14 protein-coding genes are annotated in these 14,859 nt (G+C 38.1%); 5 read left to right on the top strand and 9 right to left on the bottom strand.

All coding sequences use genetic code 11. The annotated features are described in order from the left end of the window. Positions 1-25: 25 nt before the first annotated feature. The 6 genes from ACOMCU_RS20010 to mutY form a co-directional block, all read right to left on the bottom strand. Entirely contained in the window at positions 26-1,006 is a 981-nt protein-coding gene (locus tag ACOMCU_RS20010) for an ABC transporter ATP-binding protein (RefSeq protein ID WP_010857248.1), read from the bottom strand. Next, positions 981-1,994 (bottom strand): ABC transporter ATP-binding protein, encoded by a 1,014-nt coding sequence (locus ACOMCU_RS20015; RefSeq protein ID WP_010857247.1) that lies wholly within the window; start codon positions 1,992-1,994, stop codon positions 981-983. Before ACOMCU_RS20015 ends, ACOMCU_RS20010 begins: the two co-directional genes overlap by 26 nt. 464 nt (positions 1,995-2,458) lie before the next feature. Further along, positions 2,459-4,204, bottom strand: coding sequence for an ABC transporter ATP-binding protein (locus ACOMCU_RS20020; RefSeq protein ID WP_421051177.1), 1,746 nt, complete (start codon positions 4,202-4,204; stop codon positions 2,459-2,461). A gap of 753 nt (positions 4,205-4,957) precedes the next feature. After that, on the bottom strand, positions 4,958-5,506 hold the full coding sequence (locus tag ACOMCU_RS20025; RefSeq protein ID WP_010857245.1) for a nucleoside tri-diphosphate phosphatase: 549 nt from the start codon (positions 5,504-5,506) through the stop codon (positions 4,958-4,960). Between the two features lie 380 nt (positions 5,507-5,886). Beyond that, positions 5,887-6,072 (bottom strand): hypothetical protein, encoded by a 186-nt coding sequence (locus ACOMCU_RS20030; protein WP_010857244.1) that lies wholly within the window; start codon positions 6,070-6,072, stop codon positions 5,887-5,889. Positions 6,073-6,132: 60 nt separating this feature from the next. Then, complete coding sequence (gene mutY / locus ACOMCU_RS20035; RefSeq protein WP_010857243.1) at positions 6,133-7,164, bottom strand: A/G-specific adenine glycosylase; 1,032 nt, start codon at positions 7,162-7,164, stop codon at positions 6,133-6,135. Positions 7,165-7,379: 215 nt separating this feature from the next. On the opposite strand from mutY, the gene ACOMCU_RS20040 reads away from it, so the two are divergent. Next, on the top strand, positions 7,380-8,366 hold the full coding sequence (locus ACOMCU_RS20040) for a metal-dependent hydrolase (protein ID WP_010857242.1): 987 nt from the start codon (positions 7,380-7,382) through the stop codon (positions 8,364-8,366). A 36-nt stretch (positions 8,367-8,402) separates the two neighbouring features. On the opposite strand, the gene ACOMCU_RS20045 is transcribed toward ACOMCU_RS20040, so the two are convergent. The 3 genes from ACOMCU_RS20045 to recX are packed head-to-tail and all read right to left on the bottom strand — an operon-like array spanning position 8,403 to position 9,802. Further along, entirely contained in the window at positions 8,403-8,672 is a 270-nt protein-coding gene (locus ACOMCU_RS20045) for a YfhJ family protein (RefSeq protein ID WP_010857241.1), read from the bottom strand. Then, the gene (locus ACOMCU_RS20050; RefSeq protein ID WP_010857240.1) at positions 8,673-9,002 is read right to left on the bottom strand and encodes a YfhH family protein; all 330 of its coding nucleotides are present in this window, start codon (positions 9,000-9,002) and stop codon (positions 8,673-8,675) included. Next, on the bottom strand, positions 8,999-9,802 hold the full coding sequence (gene recX, locus ACOMCU_RS20055) for a recombination regulator RecX (RefSeq protein WP_010857239.1): 804 nt from the start codon (positions 9,800-9,802) through the stop codon (positions 8,999-9,001). The genes ACOMCU_RS20050 and recX overlap by 4 nt, the downstream gene beginning before the upstream one ends. A gap of 99 nt (positions 9,803-9,901) precedes the next feature. Here recX and ACOMCU_RS20060 point away from each other — a divergent pair, with 99 nt between their 5' ends. From ACOMCU_RS20060 to ACOMCU_RS20075, 4 genes are all read left to right on the top strand, one after another. After that, positions 9,902-10,798 carry a TIGR01777 family oxidoreductase gene (locus ACOMCU_RS20060; RefSeq protein WP_421051178.1) on the top strand — a complete coding sequence of 299 codons (897 nt, stop codon included), beginning with the start codon at positions 9,902-9,904 and terminating at the stop codon, positions 10,796-10,798. A gap of 111 nt (positions 10,799-10,909) precedes the next feature. Continuing rightward, a complete protein-coding gene (locus ACOMCU_RS20065) occupies positions 10,910-11,728 on the top strand; it encodes a polysaccharide deacetylase family protein (RefSeq protein ID WP_010857237.1) in 819 nt (272 codons plus the stop codon). A gap of 214 nt (positions 11,729-11,942) precedes the next feature. Next, positions 11,943-13,331, top strand: a complete 1,389-nt coding sequence (rlmD, locus tag ACOMCU_RS20070; RefSeq protein ID WP_010857236.1) for a 23S rRNA (uracil(1939)-C(5))-methyltransferase RlmD — start codon at positions 11,943-11,945, stop codon at positions 13,329-13,331. Positions 13,332-13,713: 382 nt separating this feature from the next. Beyond that, positions 13,714-14,343: a hypothetical protein gene (locus ACOMCU_RS20075; protein WP_010857235.1), complete on the top strand. Its 630-nt coding sequence runs from the start codon at positions 13,714-13,716 to the stop codon at positions 14,341-14,343. Positions 14,344-14,859: the final 516 nt, after the last annotated feature.

The raw sequence follows: 14,859 nt of genomic DNA on the forward strand, positions 1-14,859 counted from the left end.
TTCCCCCTAATGTTTTTTATATCATTTAATGTTGCAGCGCATCATAAAGATGACAGGCAACATAATGACCCATTTTTACTTCTTGCATTTTAGGAACAACCCGTGAACAATCCTCCATTTTAAAAGGACACCTTGTATGGAAAGCACAGCCACTTGGTGGATTCGATGCGCTTGGAATGTCTCCAGATATGATGAGCTGTTCGCGTTCAAACGTAGGGTCTGGCACAGGAACAGATGATAACAAGGCTTGAGTATAGGGATGAAGTGGCTCCGCATACAAATTCTCACTAGCTGTCAGCTCTACTAACTTCCCTAGATACATCACCCCCACACGATTACTAATATGACGTACTACCCCTAAATCATGTGAGATAAAAATATAAGTTAGCTTTAATTCTTTTTGCAGTGTCTGCATGAGATTTAAAACTTGGGCTTGAATCGACACATCAAGAGCAGAGACAGGTTCGTCCGCAATAATTAAACGTGGATTCGTCATAAGAGCACGAGCAATACCGATACGTTGTCTTTGCCCTCCGCTAAACTGATGCGGATAGCGTTTAATGTGATACTCATTTAATCCAACGATTTGAAGCAGTTCTAATACTTTTTGCTTTCTTTCCCTCGAATTCCCCATCCCATGAACTATGAGCGGCTCCTCTAAAATTTTGCCGATATTATGACGCGGATTAAGTGATGCGTAAGGATCTTGGAAAATCATTTGAATGTCTCTACGTGCTTTCCGCATTTCATTATTTGATAATTCTGAAATCATTTTACCTTCGAATTCAATGGCTCCATCTGTCGGCTCAAGTAAACGCATTAATAATCGACCCGTTGTCGATTTACCGCACCCTGATTCGCCCACAATTCCTAATGTTTCCCCTTCAAATACTTCAAAGGAAACATCATCAACTGCTTTTACATTTCCCACTTGGGTGTTAAGAATGCCTTTCCGTATAGGAAAATATTTTTTTAACCCATCAACTTTCAATAACACTTTCGTCATAGTGCACCACCTCCTGTTCATCCAGTAAAAAGCATCTCGATTTATGCTGCCCTGACATTTCGTATAATGGCGGTGTTTCCTGTAGACAACGCTCCATCGCAAATTCGCAACGTGACGCAAAACGACAACCGACCCTAATGACTCCTGGTTTTGGGACACTCCCAGGAATAGAATAGAGGTTGTCCTTTTTATAGCGCATATCTGGCACTGATTTAATGAGCCCTTGCGTGTAGGGATGCTTCGGATTTGTAAAGATATCATGAATAGGTGCTTCTTCTACTATTTGCCCAGCATACATCACAATGACGCGCTCGCATGTTTCTGCTACAACACCTAAATCATGCGTAATTAACAACACAGCTGTATTCAAACGTTTATTCAAATCCTTCATGAGTTGCAGGATTTGAGCCTGAATCGTTACATCCAGAGCTGTTGTAGGCTCATCGGCTATTAATACCTTCGGATCACAAACAAGTGCCATGGCAATCATGACCCGCTGACGCATTCCACCTGATAATTGATGCGGATAATCTTTAAGTAATTCCTCTGCGCGTGGTAATCCTACAAGTTTCATAATTTCAATAGCTCGTGCAAATGCTTGTTTTTTCGACCATTTTGGATTATGAATTAATATTGCCTCTTTTAATTGATCACCAATTGTAAATAAGGGATTTAAAGAGGTCATCGGCTCTTGGAAAATCATTGCCACATCTTTACCTCGAATTTTCTGCATTTGTTTATCTGTAAATGTCGCTAAATTATCGCCATCTAATAGGATTTGTCCACCTGTTATTTTTCCAGGTGGTGATGGAATTAGCCCCATAATCGACAAGGATGTCACGCTTTTGCCACTACCTGATTCCCCTACAATGCCTAATATTTCACCTTCATGAACCGAAAAATCAATATCATCAACGGCAGGAATCTGTCCATCATCTGTGAAAAAGGTTGTCTGTAAACCTCTTATTTCTAACAGCTTTTTCCGCATATTTCACCGCTCCATCCTACCAATATTTTAATAAGATTCTAATTTATAGAATATAATACACTAAAAAACTTTTAATTCCATATTTTCAGATAATTCTAACTAATAATCATCTCTCTTTCAATCATTATTATTCTGCAATTAACAATAAATTTCTACATAATTTGCATTATGTTAATTATCCCTTATTTAAAGGATAGTATTCTCGAAAAATAATATCAATTTGTTATAGTTCGTTGCTTCCAGTAGCTTACGTTGCACATGCGCTACAAATGTCATTAGCAGAAATCTGCGTGGATTTTTACCTTCCCATCAAAAAGTAACAGGCTAGGAGTATTCATATATTATTACTACCTTTTAGAACACACCTATGACTATAATGAATACAAAATATGAAAACTACAGTCAATCTTGATAAAAAAGCTGCCTTAAAAGTGAATTTCACTTTTAAAACAGCTTCCTAATTGTTAATCTAAGTGTTGAACCTGGAATAAATTATAGTATGTGCCTTGCGCTTTCATCAGTTGATCATGTGTGCCATTTTCTGTTAATTGTCCATGATCAATGACCAAGATTTTATCTGCGTGGGTGATTGTAGAAAGTCGATGAGCAATCATAATTGTCGTTCGGTCATGCGCAAGTCGATCAAGCGATTCTTGAATCAGCGCTTCACTTTCTAAATCAAGTGCCGATGTGGCTTCATCTAATATTAAAATCGGTGGATTTTTTAGAAATACGCGGGCAATGGCAACACGTTGTTTTTGCCCACCTGATAATTTCACCCCACGCTCGCCGACTTTTGTGTTATAACCATTTGGCAAGCTCATAATGAAGTCGTGTGCATTGGCAGCTTTTGCTGCAGCAATCACTTCCTCATCCGTCGCCCCTGGTTTCCCCATTAGAATATTTTCTTTTACTGAGTCACTGAATAAAATATTATCTTGAAGGACAATTCCAATTTGGGAGCGTAATGAATGTAATGTTACATCCTGTACATTGCATCCATCCACATAAACTGTTCCCCCCGTCGTATCGTAAAAACGAGGAATTAGGCTAATTATCGTCGATTTCCCTCCACCGCTCATGCCAACAAATGCAACCGTCTCTCCAGGATTGATGGTGAAGTCGATATCATTTAGAATTTGCGAACCATCCACTTCATATTGAAACGACACGTTTTCAAAGCGTACCCCACCTCTTACATCTGATAGATCCAATGCCTTTTCTTTATTTTTCACTTCATAAGGCTCGTCAATCAACTCAAACATTCGGTCCATTGAGGCAATCGATTGGGTCAATGTTGTGGAGGAGCTGACTAATCGGCGAAGTGGTCCATAAAGTCGTTCAATATAGGCAATGAAGGCAACCATAGTTCCGACCGATAGTTCCCCATTAATCACCTGGTAACCAGCATAAGCAATAACAAGTAGTGGTGCAACGTCGGTTATAGTATTAACGACTGCAAAGGATTTGGCATTCCATCTTGTTTGGTCCAATGCCTTTTCTAAAAACTCGCCATTTGCCTCATTAAATAATGTTTGTTCATGCTTCTCAAGTGTAAAACTCTTAATAATACTCATTCCAGCAACACGTTCATGTAAATAACTTTGCACGCCAGCAAGAGCCTGTGAACGTTTACGCGTTAATGTACGCAGTTTGCCAAAGAAAAATCGCACACTTAACGCATAAAATGGAAAGGCAAACAGCGCTACGAGAGTAAGTTTAATATCCATTGCAAACATAATAGCAATTGCGATAACAATCGTCGCAAGATCTAACCAAATATTCATCAAACCTGTCATGACGAATGTTTTTGTTTGCTCCACATCGTTAATGACACGTGAAATAACCTCTCCGGCTCTTGTGTTGGCATAATACCTCAAACTTAGTCGCTGTAAATGTGCATAAATTTCCTTGCGAATATCATAAAGTACTTTGTTACTCACGTGCTGTGCAAAGTATTGACGGTAATACTCTATCGGTGGACGAATGATAAAAAACACAATAATCGTGCCACCTAGCCAGTAGAACAGTTCTTTCGTCTTTTCTGTATCCGTTAAATCTTCTGCACCGATAATATCATCTAGCACAATTTTTATGAGTAATGGAATAAATAACGGGATGGCAAATTTCACAATACCAATTAATACCGTTAAAACAATTTCCCATGTATAAGGTTTTACAAAACGCATATATCGCTTCATGCTACCCAATGTTCATCACATCCTTATTAGAAAAACGCATTCATGCCAGCTGACATACACGTAAAGGAAACTAGTGTATCACGACATGATTGATATCTTTTTAGCCTTAGCTGTTGAGGAGCCCTAAGCATTGCGCTTAATGGAAACAGCTCTACTTATAATGTAAATATCTAGGCATGAAAAAGAAAATAGACATTCAACAGTGAATGCCTTTACGTATTATAGCAATATTTCGTATGAAGTACAGTTAAGACAACTTTTATGCGAACTATTTTAAAAATACCTAAAAGATATATGCAAGGATTGGATTTCTATTAGTTTATATGGCCAACTATTATCCTTACATAGATACTCGTGTATACAAAAAACAGGCTGTCTTAAAGGTAATAACAATATTCTTAGAAGTATCGTGTTATGCTACTTTTTGATACAAAGGTGAATTTTATATATCCTGCTACGAAGCAGATTTATGACTAAAGTGTGAGTGTAGCGTAGCGCAGGCAAAAGCGTTTTTGCTACGACAGCGGGAGGTAAACTTGGCGTCAGGTGCAGAGAAGCAAGAGATCCAGCAGGGAGCGCCAAGTGGGACGAAGACTAAAGTCGTCACGCTCTGTGATAATTTATCGCCCGAAAGCGGGACAGAAAAACTGCAGCTACAAAATGGTTTATGTGGTGAAAGCGAAGCGGATTTTTACCAAATAGGAAGACGGCGTTTTTGTTTAAAGGTACAAAAAAACCTATTAGTTAAACTAATAGGCAATACTAACAATCATCTGCTTGCATATCGAGTTGGAACTTATAACGATTCGTCCAAGCATCGATGAAATCAGGTGCAAAGGGTCCCCTTTTTTGTTGAATCCAGCTAATTAATTTATCAACATTGCGCTTTAAAATTTTGTCGATGACATCTGGATAAGACATTTCCTGACGATGTTGCTCATACTCATCTTCATCTAAAAGGGTATACGACATATCAGGAAAAACCTTAATATCTAAATCATAGTCGATGTATTTAATCGCATTATTATCGAAAACAAATGGTGAGCTTAGATTACAATAATAATATACACCGTCTTCACGCAGCATGCAGATGATGTTAAACCAGTGCTCCGCATGGAAATAACAAATAGAAGGCTCTCTCGTTAGCCACGTTCGACCATCGGATTCTGTCACAAGTGTTCGTTCATTCGCACCGATAATGATATTTTTTGTTCCCTTTAAAACCATTGTTTCTTGCCAAACACGGTGGATGCGGCCATTGTGTTTATAACTATGTATTTGTATCGTTTCTCCTTCTACCGGTATTGCCATTTTTGAAGCCCACCTTTTCGTCTATGCTACCTAAATCTAGCAGTCTCTAGTATATTATAGCAATCTGTACGCGAAAGGTGTAGTTGAAAACCATAAATTCCATCGCTTCCTTTTGTTTATGTACAAATTTTTGTAAACTAAAAGCAATTTTCACCATAACAGCTTCTATATTAGAATTTTTTTAACTAACGATATATATAACTGTTGAAGACAAGAACAGTTCACTTAGCTCTTGCGCAATCCAAGCGATTCGCTTCTCTACCTAAGCGGACCCATGCGTTACACCTGCTTCATTAATTTTAAAGGAGCTGTCTTTTCATCTTTTCGATTTTTAGACAGCTCCTTTAGAAGGTAAATGCAATTATGCAGTTACAAAGTGATTATTCGCTTGCATTTTGGTTGTTTTTGTTAGCGTAGTTGCCTGAAGCTTGGGCTTTTTTCTGCTCAGCTTTAGCGTTTTGCTTTTGCACTTCGCTTACGTCTGTTTCATAACCAAATTCTTCACTTTGACGTTGCATGTTTTTATTCGGTTGCATATTTGGGTTGTTTTGATTTTTCTTCATCATTCATTCACCTCCACGCTCATTATTGTGTACCGAGGTGATGAATTTTATGCTCATTAATTTTTATTTTATTTTTTGCCAAATTTTTAACATCGGAACTGGCATTGGTAATAATTCAATTTGCTCGCGTGTCAGCCATTGACCATTCAATACAGGATTACACTTCATATAATAGCTATTAACATGCCATGTTAGGTGGGAAAATACATGCTTAAACGTTAAAATCTCTTGTTGCTCTAGTACTTGCACATTATAGAGCTTCGTAAAAGTCTCAATGGAATCTTCACCTTGTTCAATCATCGGAAACTGCCACATATTAGCAAGTAAGCCCTCTGCAGGACGTTGCTCCATCAAAAAGCGACCACTGGAATCTTCACAAACAAAGACATTATAAAAAATATGCTTCATTTTTGTCTTTTTCGATTTTACAGGAAGATTTCCTGGATCTCCTTCGTTAAAAGCTGTGCAGTAATTTCGTACTGGGCATAATAAACACTTTGGTGATGTTGGTGTACAGATGAGTGCACCCAGTTCCATCAAGCCTTGATTGAAGGAAGATGCATGTGCGGGATCAATTAGTTTCTCAACTGCCGCTTCAAAAATCTTTTTTGTTTTTGGTAAAGCAATATCATCATGAATGTGCAGCACACGACTTAATACGCGCATAACATTGCCATCGACTGCATGTTCAGGCTTATTATAGGCAATACTTAATATAGCACCAGCCGTATAGGGACCAACACCTTTTAGCTTTGATATATCGTGGCGGTTATCAGGTACAATACCACCATAGTTTTCTAAAACCTCACGTACGCCTGCTTGTAAATTACGCGCACGCGAATAATAACCAAGGCCTTCCCAATGCTTCAATAAATACTCTTGTGGTGCTTCCGCCAGTAATTCCAATGTAGGAAAACTCTCCAGAAAACGGTTGTAATAAGGAATAACTGTGTCAACTCGTGTTTGCTGTAGCATAACTTCAGATACCCAAATTTTATAAGGGTCCTTTGTATGCCGCCAAGGTAAATCTCGTTTCTCTTCTTCAAACCATTCGACTAAAGATTGTCGAAATTCTGCTACATATGGATAATTCACAGTGACCTCCCGTGTTTTTTACGATTTAATTTATGATAGAAAGGGTATACAATTAAGTAAAGCTCATTCGTGGATGTTGGCAATTTATCTGCTTATCCAGCATGTGACGCGAATGCCTAGACATCGTTTAGAAACTGTAAAAAGTATTAACATTATTGAAATATACATGTATGCAAATTGTACTCTTTTTTAATGCGTACTAGGAGTGGATATTTATGGATTCAGGCACACATTTCGTTATGGGCATAGCCCTTGGTGGTCTTGCCTTGGTTGATCCTATGGTAGCTAACCATACAATGACCTTTACAGCTGTTATGGCAGGAACCATTATTGGGTCTCAGGCACCTGATGTCGATACCGTATTAAAGCTGCGCAACAACGCTATTTATATTCGACATCATCGGGGCATTACACATTCGTTACCGGCCGTAGTTTTATGGCCAATCTTAATTACAGCGGTTTTAGCTATTATCATTCAAGATGCAAATGTGTTTCATTTGTGGCTTTGGACTTTTTTAGCTGTAGCCTTACACGTCTTTGTGGATATTTTCAATGCTTATGGAACGCAAGCTATCCGACCATTCTCAAGAAAGTGGGTCGCCCTTGGTGTAATTAATACTTTCGATCCTATTATTTTTTCTCTACATTGCCTTGGTATATTACTTTGGGCATTCGGTGTAAATCCCGTTTGGACATTCAGCATCATGTATCTGATTATTGTGGGCTACTATATTTTACGTTTTGCTATACAAAAAGCCGTAAAAAAAGCTGTACACAATACCATTCAAGATGAAGATTATGTCATTGTAGCACCTACAATGCGTTTCTTCCATTGGCGTATTGCTGCAAAATCAAAAACGCACTATTATGTTGGGCGTGCTTATGGGCGAACTGTTAATATTTACGACAAATTTGAGATTAAACCGTTACCTAAAACACCTGCTGTTGAAGCTGCAATGAAAGACCCAAATCTCGCTGCATTTATATCGTTTTCACCATTGTATCGCTGGGAAATTTCCGAGCTTGAAAATGGCTTAACTGAAGTGCGATTAATTGATCTTCGTTACCGCAGTGACAATCGGTATCCTTTCGTTGCTGTTGCTCACTTAGACGATGACAACGAAATTATTACTTCTTATACAGGCTGGATTTTCACCGAGGATAAGCTTCAGAAAAAATTACAAATTGGAGCAAGTAATTAAAACGAAACCCTGACCATTGAGATGGCCAGGGTTTTTTTATTGCATGATGTCATCACTTGCATCAAGTAAATGGGCATATTTAGGATTGCGTCCTGCAAATTCATGGAGCTTATCGCCATAGCTTGTGATTAATTGGCGTACTAAATTTTCAGTGTAATCAGCACCTCGATAGTCATAACCAGCCTTTGCAGAAGTAGATTCGAAATCACTCCATAAAAGCTCGATCCAAACACGCGCTCGACCTGCTGACATTTGTGGATTTTTCGCAAGTAACTCTGCTGTTAGCTTATCTATTTTTTCCTGCATTTACTTACCCACCTTAACTGGTGACAACATGGATACCGGTAGAGCCTCTTGATATTTTTCCCCACCTAAACGATGGCCCCAAGCAAAACGTCCTTTTAAATAATCCACTTGAAAGAAATCGTTATCTGAGCCATCAATACGGTACATTTCCCCAGGTACAATAGTATCCAAATCTACTAAATAGGCTGCTGCCATTAATGCTTTACGCTCGTACACTGCAAATTCATTAATGATGCCAAGCTGCTCTGCCTTACGTGCTTTTTCTTTTAGCATTGCTACTTCTTCACGTAACTCATGCTCCGTCATTGCAGCGTAGTTTTTTTCGTTCATTCCTCATTCTCCTTCTCTTCTATAAAACGGTCTATTACTTCAACAGGAAACCCCTTTTGATAGAGCGCCTGCTTTGTTTTCATTTTCAGTTCATAACCAGTATACTTCGATACATACTTTTTCCAAACTTTTTCGCCTTGCACATCAAGTAACTGCTGCCATTCATCTTCTGCTTGTTCAATCTCCACCTGACCAAGTACCTCATCCACAATATTAAAAGAATAACCTTTTCGCATAAGGAAATTTTGAATTTTAGACTTAATTTGCGTCGGCGTTTTCTTTTTTTCTGAGCGAATAACCTTTTCCGCCAGCTGCGTCGCAAGTTTGACCTGCTCCTGATGGCTATATGTGCCGAGTACCTCATCTTGCAAGTTTTTATCGATTCCTTTTTTAATCAGGTCTTGGCGAATCGCTCGTGGTCCTTTTTTCATGGTGGCCTTTTTTGTGTCTAGTAGTGCTTTGGAGTAGGTCTCATCATTTAAAAAGCCATATGCCTTTAACTTTTGGATGGCTTCTAAAATAACCGCTTCACCAAACTCTAAAGTGAGCAATTTTTTCTTTACTTCATGTTCACTGCGCATTTGATAGGAAAGAAAATTTAGTCCTTTATTAAATGCTTTACGAATTTCATCTTCATAAGCTATTTCTTGAATATCAAATTCTTCAAGTATCTTCCCTTTTGTCAGGCCAAACTGAATAAGAATTGCTTCGTCTACAGGAAAAGCATATTCTTCATTTACGTATATATTATAGCGTTCTGGATTGTTTTTTTGACGCGCAATTTTCGTGATAACACGCATAACGAAACACCCCTTTATCTATCACATTATAACATCTTTTTCTTTTTACTTAGGATTGTGTATAGTGTAGGTACAATAATTGGAAATAGGAGGGTTCTTATGAATATCGCTATTTCGGGTGGTACAGGCTTTGTTGGGCAGTCACTTACAAAGTTATTACAAAATAACGGACATGAAATATTCATTTTAACACGTAGCAACTCGAGATACGAAAACGGCATTCATTATGTACAGTGGCTAAAAGATGGAGCTCGACCAGAATTGGAACTGAGCCATATCGATGCAGTTGTTAACTTAGCAGGCATTTCATTGAATAAAGGACGTTGGACAAAAAAACAAAAGAAGGCCATTTATATGAGCCGTATGGATGCTACGCTAGAAATTGTACGCATAATGGAAGAGCTTAAGCAGAAACCTAATGTACTCGTTAATGCCAGTGCTGTCGGCATTTACCCAACCTCGACAGTTGCCACTTATTCCGAAAACTTTACCGACTATGCGACAGATTTTTTAGGATGGACTGTACAGGACTGGGAGCGCCATGCCAAACGCGCTGAAAAATTAAATGTCCGTGTAGCACTTGCACGTTTCGGTGTTATTTTAGGACGTGTTAATGGCGCCCTTCCTTCCATGTTGCTGCCCTATAAAATTCATGTTGGAGGCACGATTGGTTCGGGTAAACAATGGCTTTCATGGATACATGTAGAGGATGTTGCACGTGCTATCTATTTTGCTATTACAAATGACAACATTAACGGACCATTTAATGTCACAGCGCCAAACGCAACACGCATGAAGGAATTCGGCAAAACAATTGCTCATGTAATGGGTAGACGTCATTGGTTGCCTGTACCTAGCTTCGCACTGCGTCTTGCTCTTGGTGAGCAAAGTGTACTTGTGCTAAAAGGTCAGCAGGTACTACCTACTCTTTTAGAAAAACAACATTTTGACTTTAAATTTCCTCATTTAAAAGAGGCACTTAAAGATTTGTTATAAAAATTCAATCTGTCATCAATTTCTTATGTTTTCCTTTGTTTGTGTTAAATAGCGGTAGGATAATTTCTTAAAAAATAACGCATCCTAAAGAAAAAGAAAGGATGCGTTTTTATGTGGAGACAACATATAGTAGGTGCGGTAATCGCTACTTTTATTATTGCCGCTGCAATTAGCTACAATCCGTTTTTTGCTTCTGGTTCTGACGAATATCATTGGGGCTTTAAACGAGCGAAAGATGGAGAACAGGCAGAGGCGGGAGCACAGCTTGATAAACTGCTCAATCAATATGGTGCTATCTATAAGGGAAAAGCTGATAAAAAAGTGGCGTATTTAACCTTTGATAATGGCTACGAAAATGGCTTTACAGAAAGTATATTGGATACATTAGAAAAAGAAAAAGTTCCTGCCACTTTCTTTTTAACTGGACATTATTTAGATAGCGCCAGCGATCTTGTAAAACGCATGGTGCAAGACGGACATACAATTGGCAACCATTCCTATGGTCATCCAAATATGGCGAGATTAACGCGAGATGGCATGCGTGCTGAATGGCGAAAGTTTGATGGAAAACTACGGGAATTAACAGGAATTGATCGTACAACATATGCACGTCCTCCTGAAGGAATATTCAATGCCAAATTGTTAGAGGTTGGTAATGCAGAAGGTTATCGTCATATTTTTTGGTCTATTGCTTTTAAGGATTGGTTAAAGGATGAGCGCCGAGGAGCAGATTATGCGTACAATGCGCTGATGGATCAACTTCACCCTGGTGCTGTTATTTTAATGCATACAGTAGCACAAGATAATGCCGAAGCGTTGCCAATGTTTATTGCAGAAGCTAAGAAGCAAGGCTATACGTTTTTATCGCTCGACGATTTAGTATTAGAGTATGAAGATTTCCCTGTCGCTTTGCAATCGTCTACTCCTTAGTTATAATGGGGAGATGACATTCAATCAAATACGTCTTGACGTATTTGCGTCCAGATTTTGAAACAACGATTTTTCCTGTTCAAAATCTGTGACATCCGCCGGAAGCTTAACTTTATTCAGCAGCTCTTTACCGGTAGTGAATTGAATACTGTGTGCATAAATCTCTCTAAGTAAGAGAGATTTTTGCTGAATAAGGTTAAAGGACGTGGAACGCTTGACGCAACAAACAGCAATAGAAGTGGGACAAAAATTCCCATTAACAATAAAAAGACTTGGCATTAACGGTGAAGGTGTTGGCTTTTATAAACGCAATGTCGTTTTCGTAAAAGGCGCTATTCCTGGAGAAGAAATTACTGCCCAAGTCACAAAAACACAACGTAATTTCGCTGAAGCAGAAATATTAACGTTTCGTAATACCTCAAAATATCGTCAGGAAGCACCTTGCCCTGTTTATAATGAGTGTGGCGGCTGTCAGCTTCAGCATATGACTTATGAAAAACAACTAATTGAAAAACGTGATATCGTTATTCAAGCATTAGAGCGCTATGCAAAACCCCTAGTTGGGACTGTTGAAGTTCGCAAAACATTGGGTATGGACAATCCGTGGAACTACCGCAACAAAAGTCAGTTCCAAGTACGAAAAGAAGGCAAACGTGTTTATGCAGGGCTTTTCGCAGAAGGTAGCAACCAATTACTCAATATTAATGATTGTCTAGTACAACACCCCATCACATCGAAAATTACAGTCGCAACACGTAAAGTTTTACAAAAGCTCAATATTACGATCTACGATGGTCGAACGCTAGACGGTTTAGTGCGTACAATCGTTGTGCGTACAGGAATCCGCACTGGTGAAACACAGGTCGTACTTGTGACGACACGTAAGGATATTCCACATTTGGCTGAGCTGATTACACGTATTAAAAAAATTGATCCGAGCATCGTGTCAATTGCACAAAATATAAACCGTGAAAAAACATCATTGATTTTTGGCGATGAAACAATTGTCCTTGATGGCAAAGAAACAATTCATGAGGAGCTTGGCGAATTAGCATTTGACCTATCTGCTCGTGCATTCTTCCAACTAAACCCAATACAAACCGTTCATTTATATGATGAAATCAAAAAAGCAGCGGCATTAACAGGCAAGGAAACTATTGTTGATGCATACTGCGGTGTGGGCACAATCGGTTTATGGCTAGCGGATAAAGCAAAAGAGGTTCGCGGTATGGACGTCATCCCAGAAAGCATTCAAGATGCACGCAAAAATGCGCGCAATCATGGCTTCACACATACAAAATATGCCGTCGGTACAGCAGAAAGTGTCTTAGCAAAATGGCGCAAGGAAGGCTTCACACCTGACGTAATTACAGTAGATCCACCACGCACAGGTCTTGCGCCTGAATTTATTCGTACCGTACTTAAGCTAAAACCACAGCGCTTTGTTTATACATCTTGTAACCCTTCGACTTTGGCAAAGGATTTACAGGAATTATCAAAGCTGTATGATGTCGAATACATTCAACCGGTTGATATGTTTGCACAGACTGCACAGGTGGAATGCATTTGCAACATGGTTCTTAAAGCAGAACATCGAAAATGATATTTAATTTTTTATAATTTTGGCGACTGGATTAAGCGTACTCTACATTTTGTAGACTACGCTTTTTTTCTTTTTATAGCCTCTCCTACAGTTTTTAGATAAACAATTGAATTTAGATGATACCGAGGAATTCAATCGTTCGAGTAGATGATGAAGATTAAAAATCAGAGATAAGTTACACTGATAATGGGTAATGAAGAACAAACAATAGACTTTTACTTCTCCATAGATTATATTAATAATAGGTATTTTTTAGAAGAATCGGAAAAATTTACATGAATTGTTTTTTGAATTTATGGAAATTAGAGAACTAAGAGTATACAGTTTTTAACGATTCTTACTAAAGAGTATTAGTTATCAATAATCAGAGGGAGAGAAGAAAATGAAAATTTCCAGTAAGTTATTATCTATTTTTTGTTCTATAACATTAATATTAACACTGTTTTTTATTAATGTTACAGAATCGTCTGCAAGTGAATTAGATGCCGATGTCAATTCTGGATTAGCAGAAGGTGAAGTAGTTGTTGATTTTACAGATGTGGTTCTTGATGATGAATTAATAGGTACAGAGGTTCCTTTTGAAGAAGAGATTTCTCCATTTGAAATTACTCCATTTGAAAGACAGTTAATGTGGTTTGGTACGTCTTCAACTTATGAAGGTTTAACATATGGCCCATGGAATTATGCTGGAGCTTCTACGGTAAGTGGAGGATCATTGAGTGCATCTCACACTAAAACTGTTGCTCATAAATATTCTGGTACACTTAAGATTCCAGTAAAAAAACTAGAAAGTGTAGTGGGTTTCGATGTTACTTTATCATGGTCGGAATCAGTAAGTTATCGTTCTAAGACTTATGATAGCGGAAATTACCGTTTAGAATATAGACATGTGTACAAAAAGTATAAAGTTACACAAGAACAAAAATATGATAGTCGTGGAAAAACTTATGATACAAAATATGTTTACCCTGAACAATGGGTAGAACGTCAGTATAGAGTAGTTCAATTTTAAAAAGAAAAGAGCAATAAAGTTATGATTAAAAGTATTTATGGTTCTATTTTTCTTATTATCGCGGCTATACTTTATTCGACTAGGTACATATGCGCTTCGATTGGTGTCTCACTTAGTGGTACTTGGTCTACAGAAGAATTTAATGTGTTTCTTGAAAATGTTCCCAATAATTTATTGATACTCAGTATTATTTCTTTATTAATAGGATTTGTATTTATTGTGTGGAGTGTTTTAAATCTAAAAGGTAACGATAATAACTAAATTATTTAGTGATGGAACTGTTTCTGTTCAAGTGGAATGTGTAGCGAAGCTTGTGTTGAAGAATAAGTAATAAAAAAGGGCGTCTCAAAGAAATTTTGAGACGCTCTTTTTGCTTAGTAGTTCTTCTAGTGCCGCGGGTATTCCTTCTTGTTTCGCGGGTATCTTGTGTGCTTTCGCGGGTATTTCACCTTATTCCGCGGGTATCTCATAATCTATTTGATTTCTGCGCAGATTTTCTGTATAATGATTTCTTAG

The sequence above is a fragment of the Lysinibacillus sp. UGB7 genome (assembly GCF_049058285.1).
Classification (GTDB): domain Bacteria; phylum Bacillota; class Bacilli; order Bacillales_A; family Planococcaceae; genus Lysinibacillus; species Lysinibacillus sphaericus_B.

Excerpts from the sequence above, each read along its gene's own strand:
- recX (WP_010857239.1), bottom strand. The coding sequence starts at position 9,802 with ATGCGTGTTATCACGAAAATTGCGCGTCAAAAAAACAATCCAGAACGC.
- ACOMCU_RS20025 (WP_010857245.1), bottom strand. The coding sequence starts at position 5,506 with ATGGCAATACCGGTAGAAGGAGAAACGATACAAATACATAGTTATAAA.
- ACOMCU_RS20040 (WP_010857242.1), top strand. The coding sequence starts at position 7,380 with ATGGATTCAGGCACACATTTCGTTATGGGCATAGCCCTTGGTGGTCTT.
- ACOMCU_RS20010 (WP_010857248.1), bottom strand. The coding sequence starts at position 1,006 with ATGACGAAAGTGTTATTGAAAGTTGATGGGTTAAAAAAATATTTTCCT.
- ACOMCU_RS20030 (WP_010857244.1), bottom strand. The coding sequence starts at position 6,072 with ATGATGAAGAAAAATCAAAACAACCCAAATATGCAACCGAATAAAAAC.
- ACOMCU_RS20065 (WP_010857237.1), top strand. The coding sequence starts at position 10,910 with ATGTGGAGACAACATATAGTAGGTGCGGTAATCGCTACTTTTATTATT.
- ACOMCU_RS20015 (WP_010857247.1), bottom strand. The coding sequence starts at position 1,994 with ATGCGGAAAAAGCTGTTAGAAATAAGAGGTTTACAGACAACCTTTTTC.
- ACOMCU_RS20060 (WP_421051178.1), top strand. The coding sequence starts at position 9,902 with ATGAATATCGCTATTTCGGGTGGTACAGGCTTTGTTGGGCAGTCACTT.
- ACOMCU_RS20050 (WP_010857240.1), bottom strand. The coding sequence starts at position 9,002 with ATGAACGAAAAAAACTACGCTGCAATGACGGAGCATGAGTTACGTGAA.
- ACOMCU_RS20045 (WP_010857241.1), bottom strand. The coding sequence starts at position 8,672 with ATGCAGGAAAAAATAGATAAGCTAACAGCAGAGTTACTTGCGAAAAAT.
- ACOMCU_RS20075 (WP_010857235.1), top strand. The coding sequence starts at position 13,714 with ATGAAAATTTCCAGTAAGTTATTATCTATTTTTTGTTCTATAACATTA.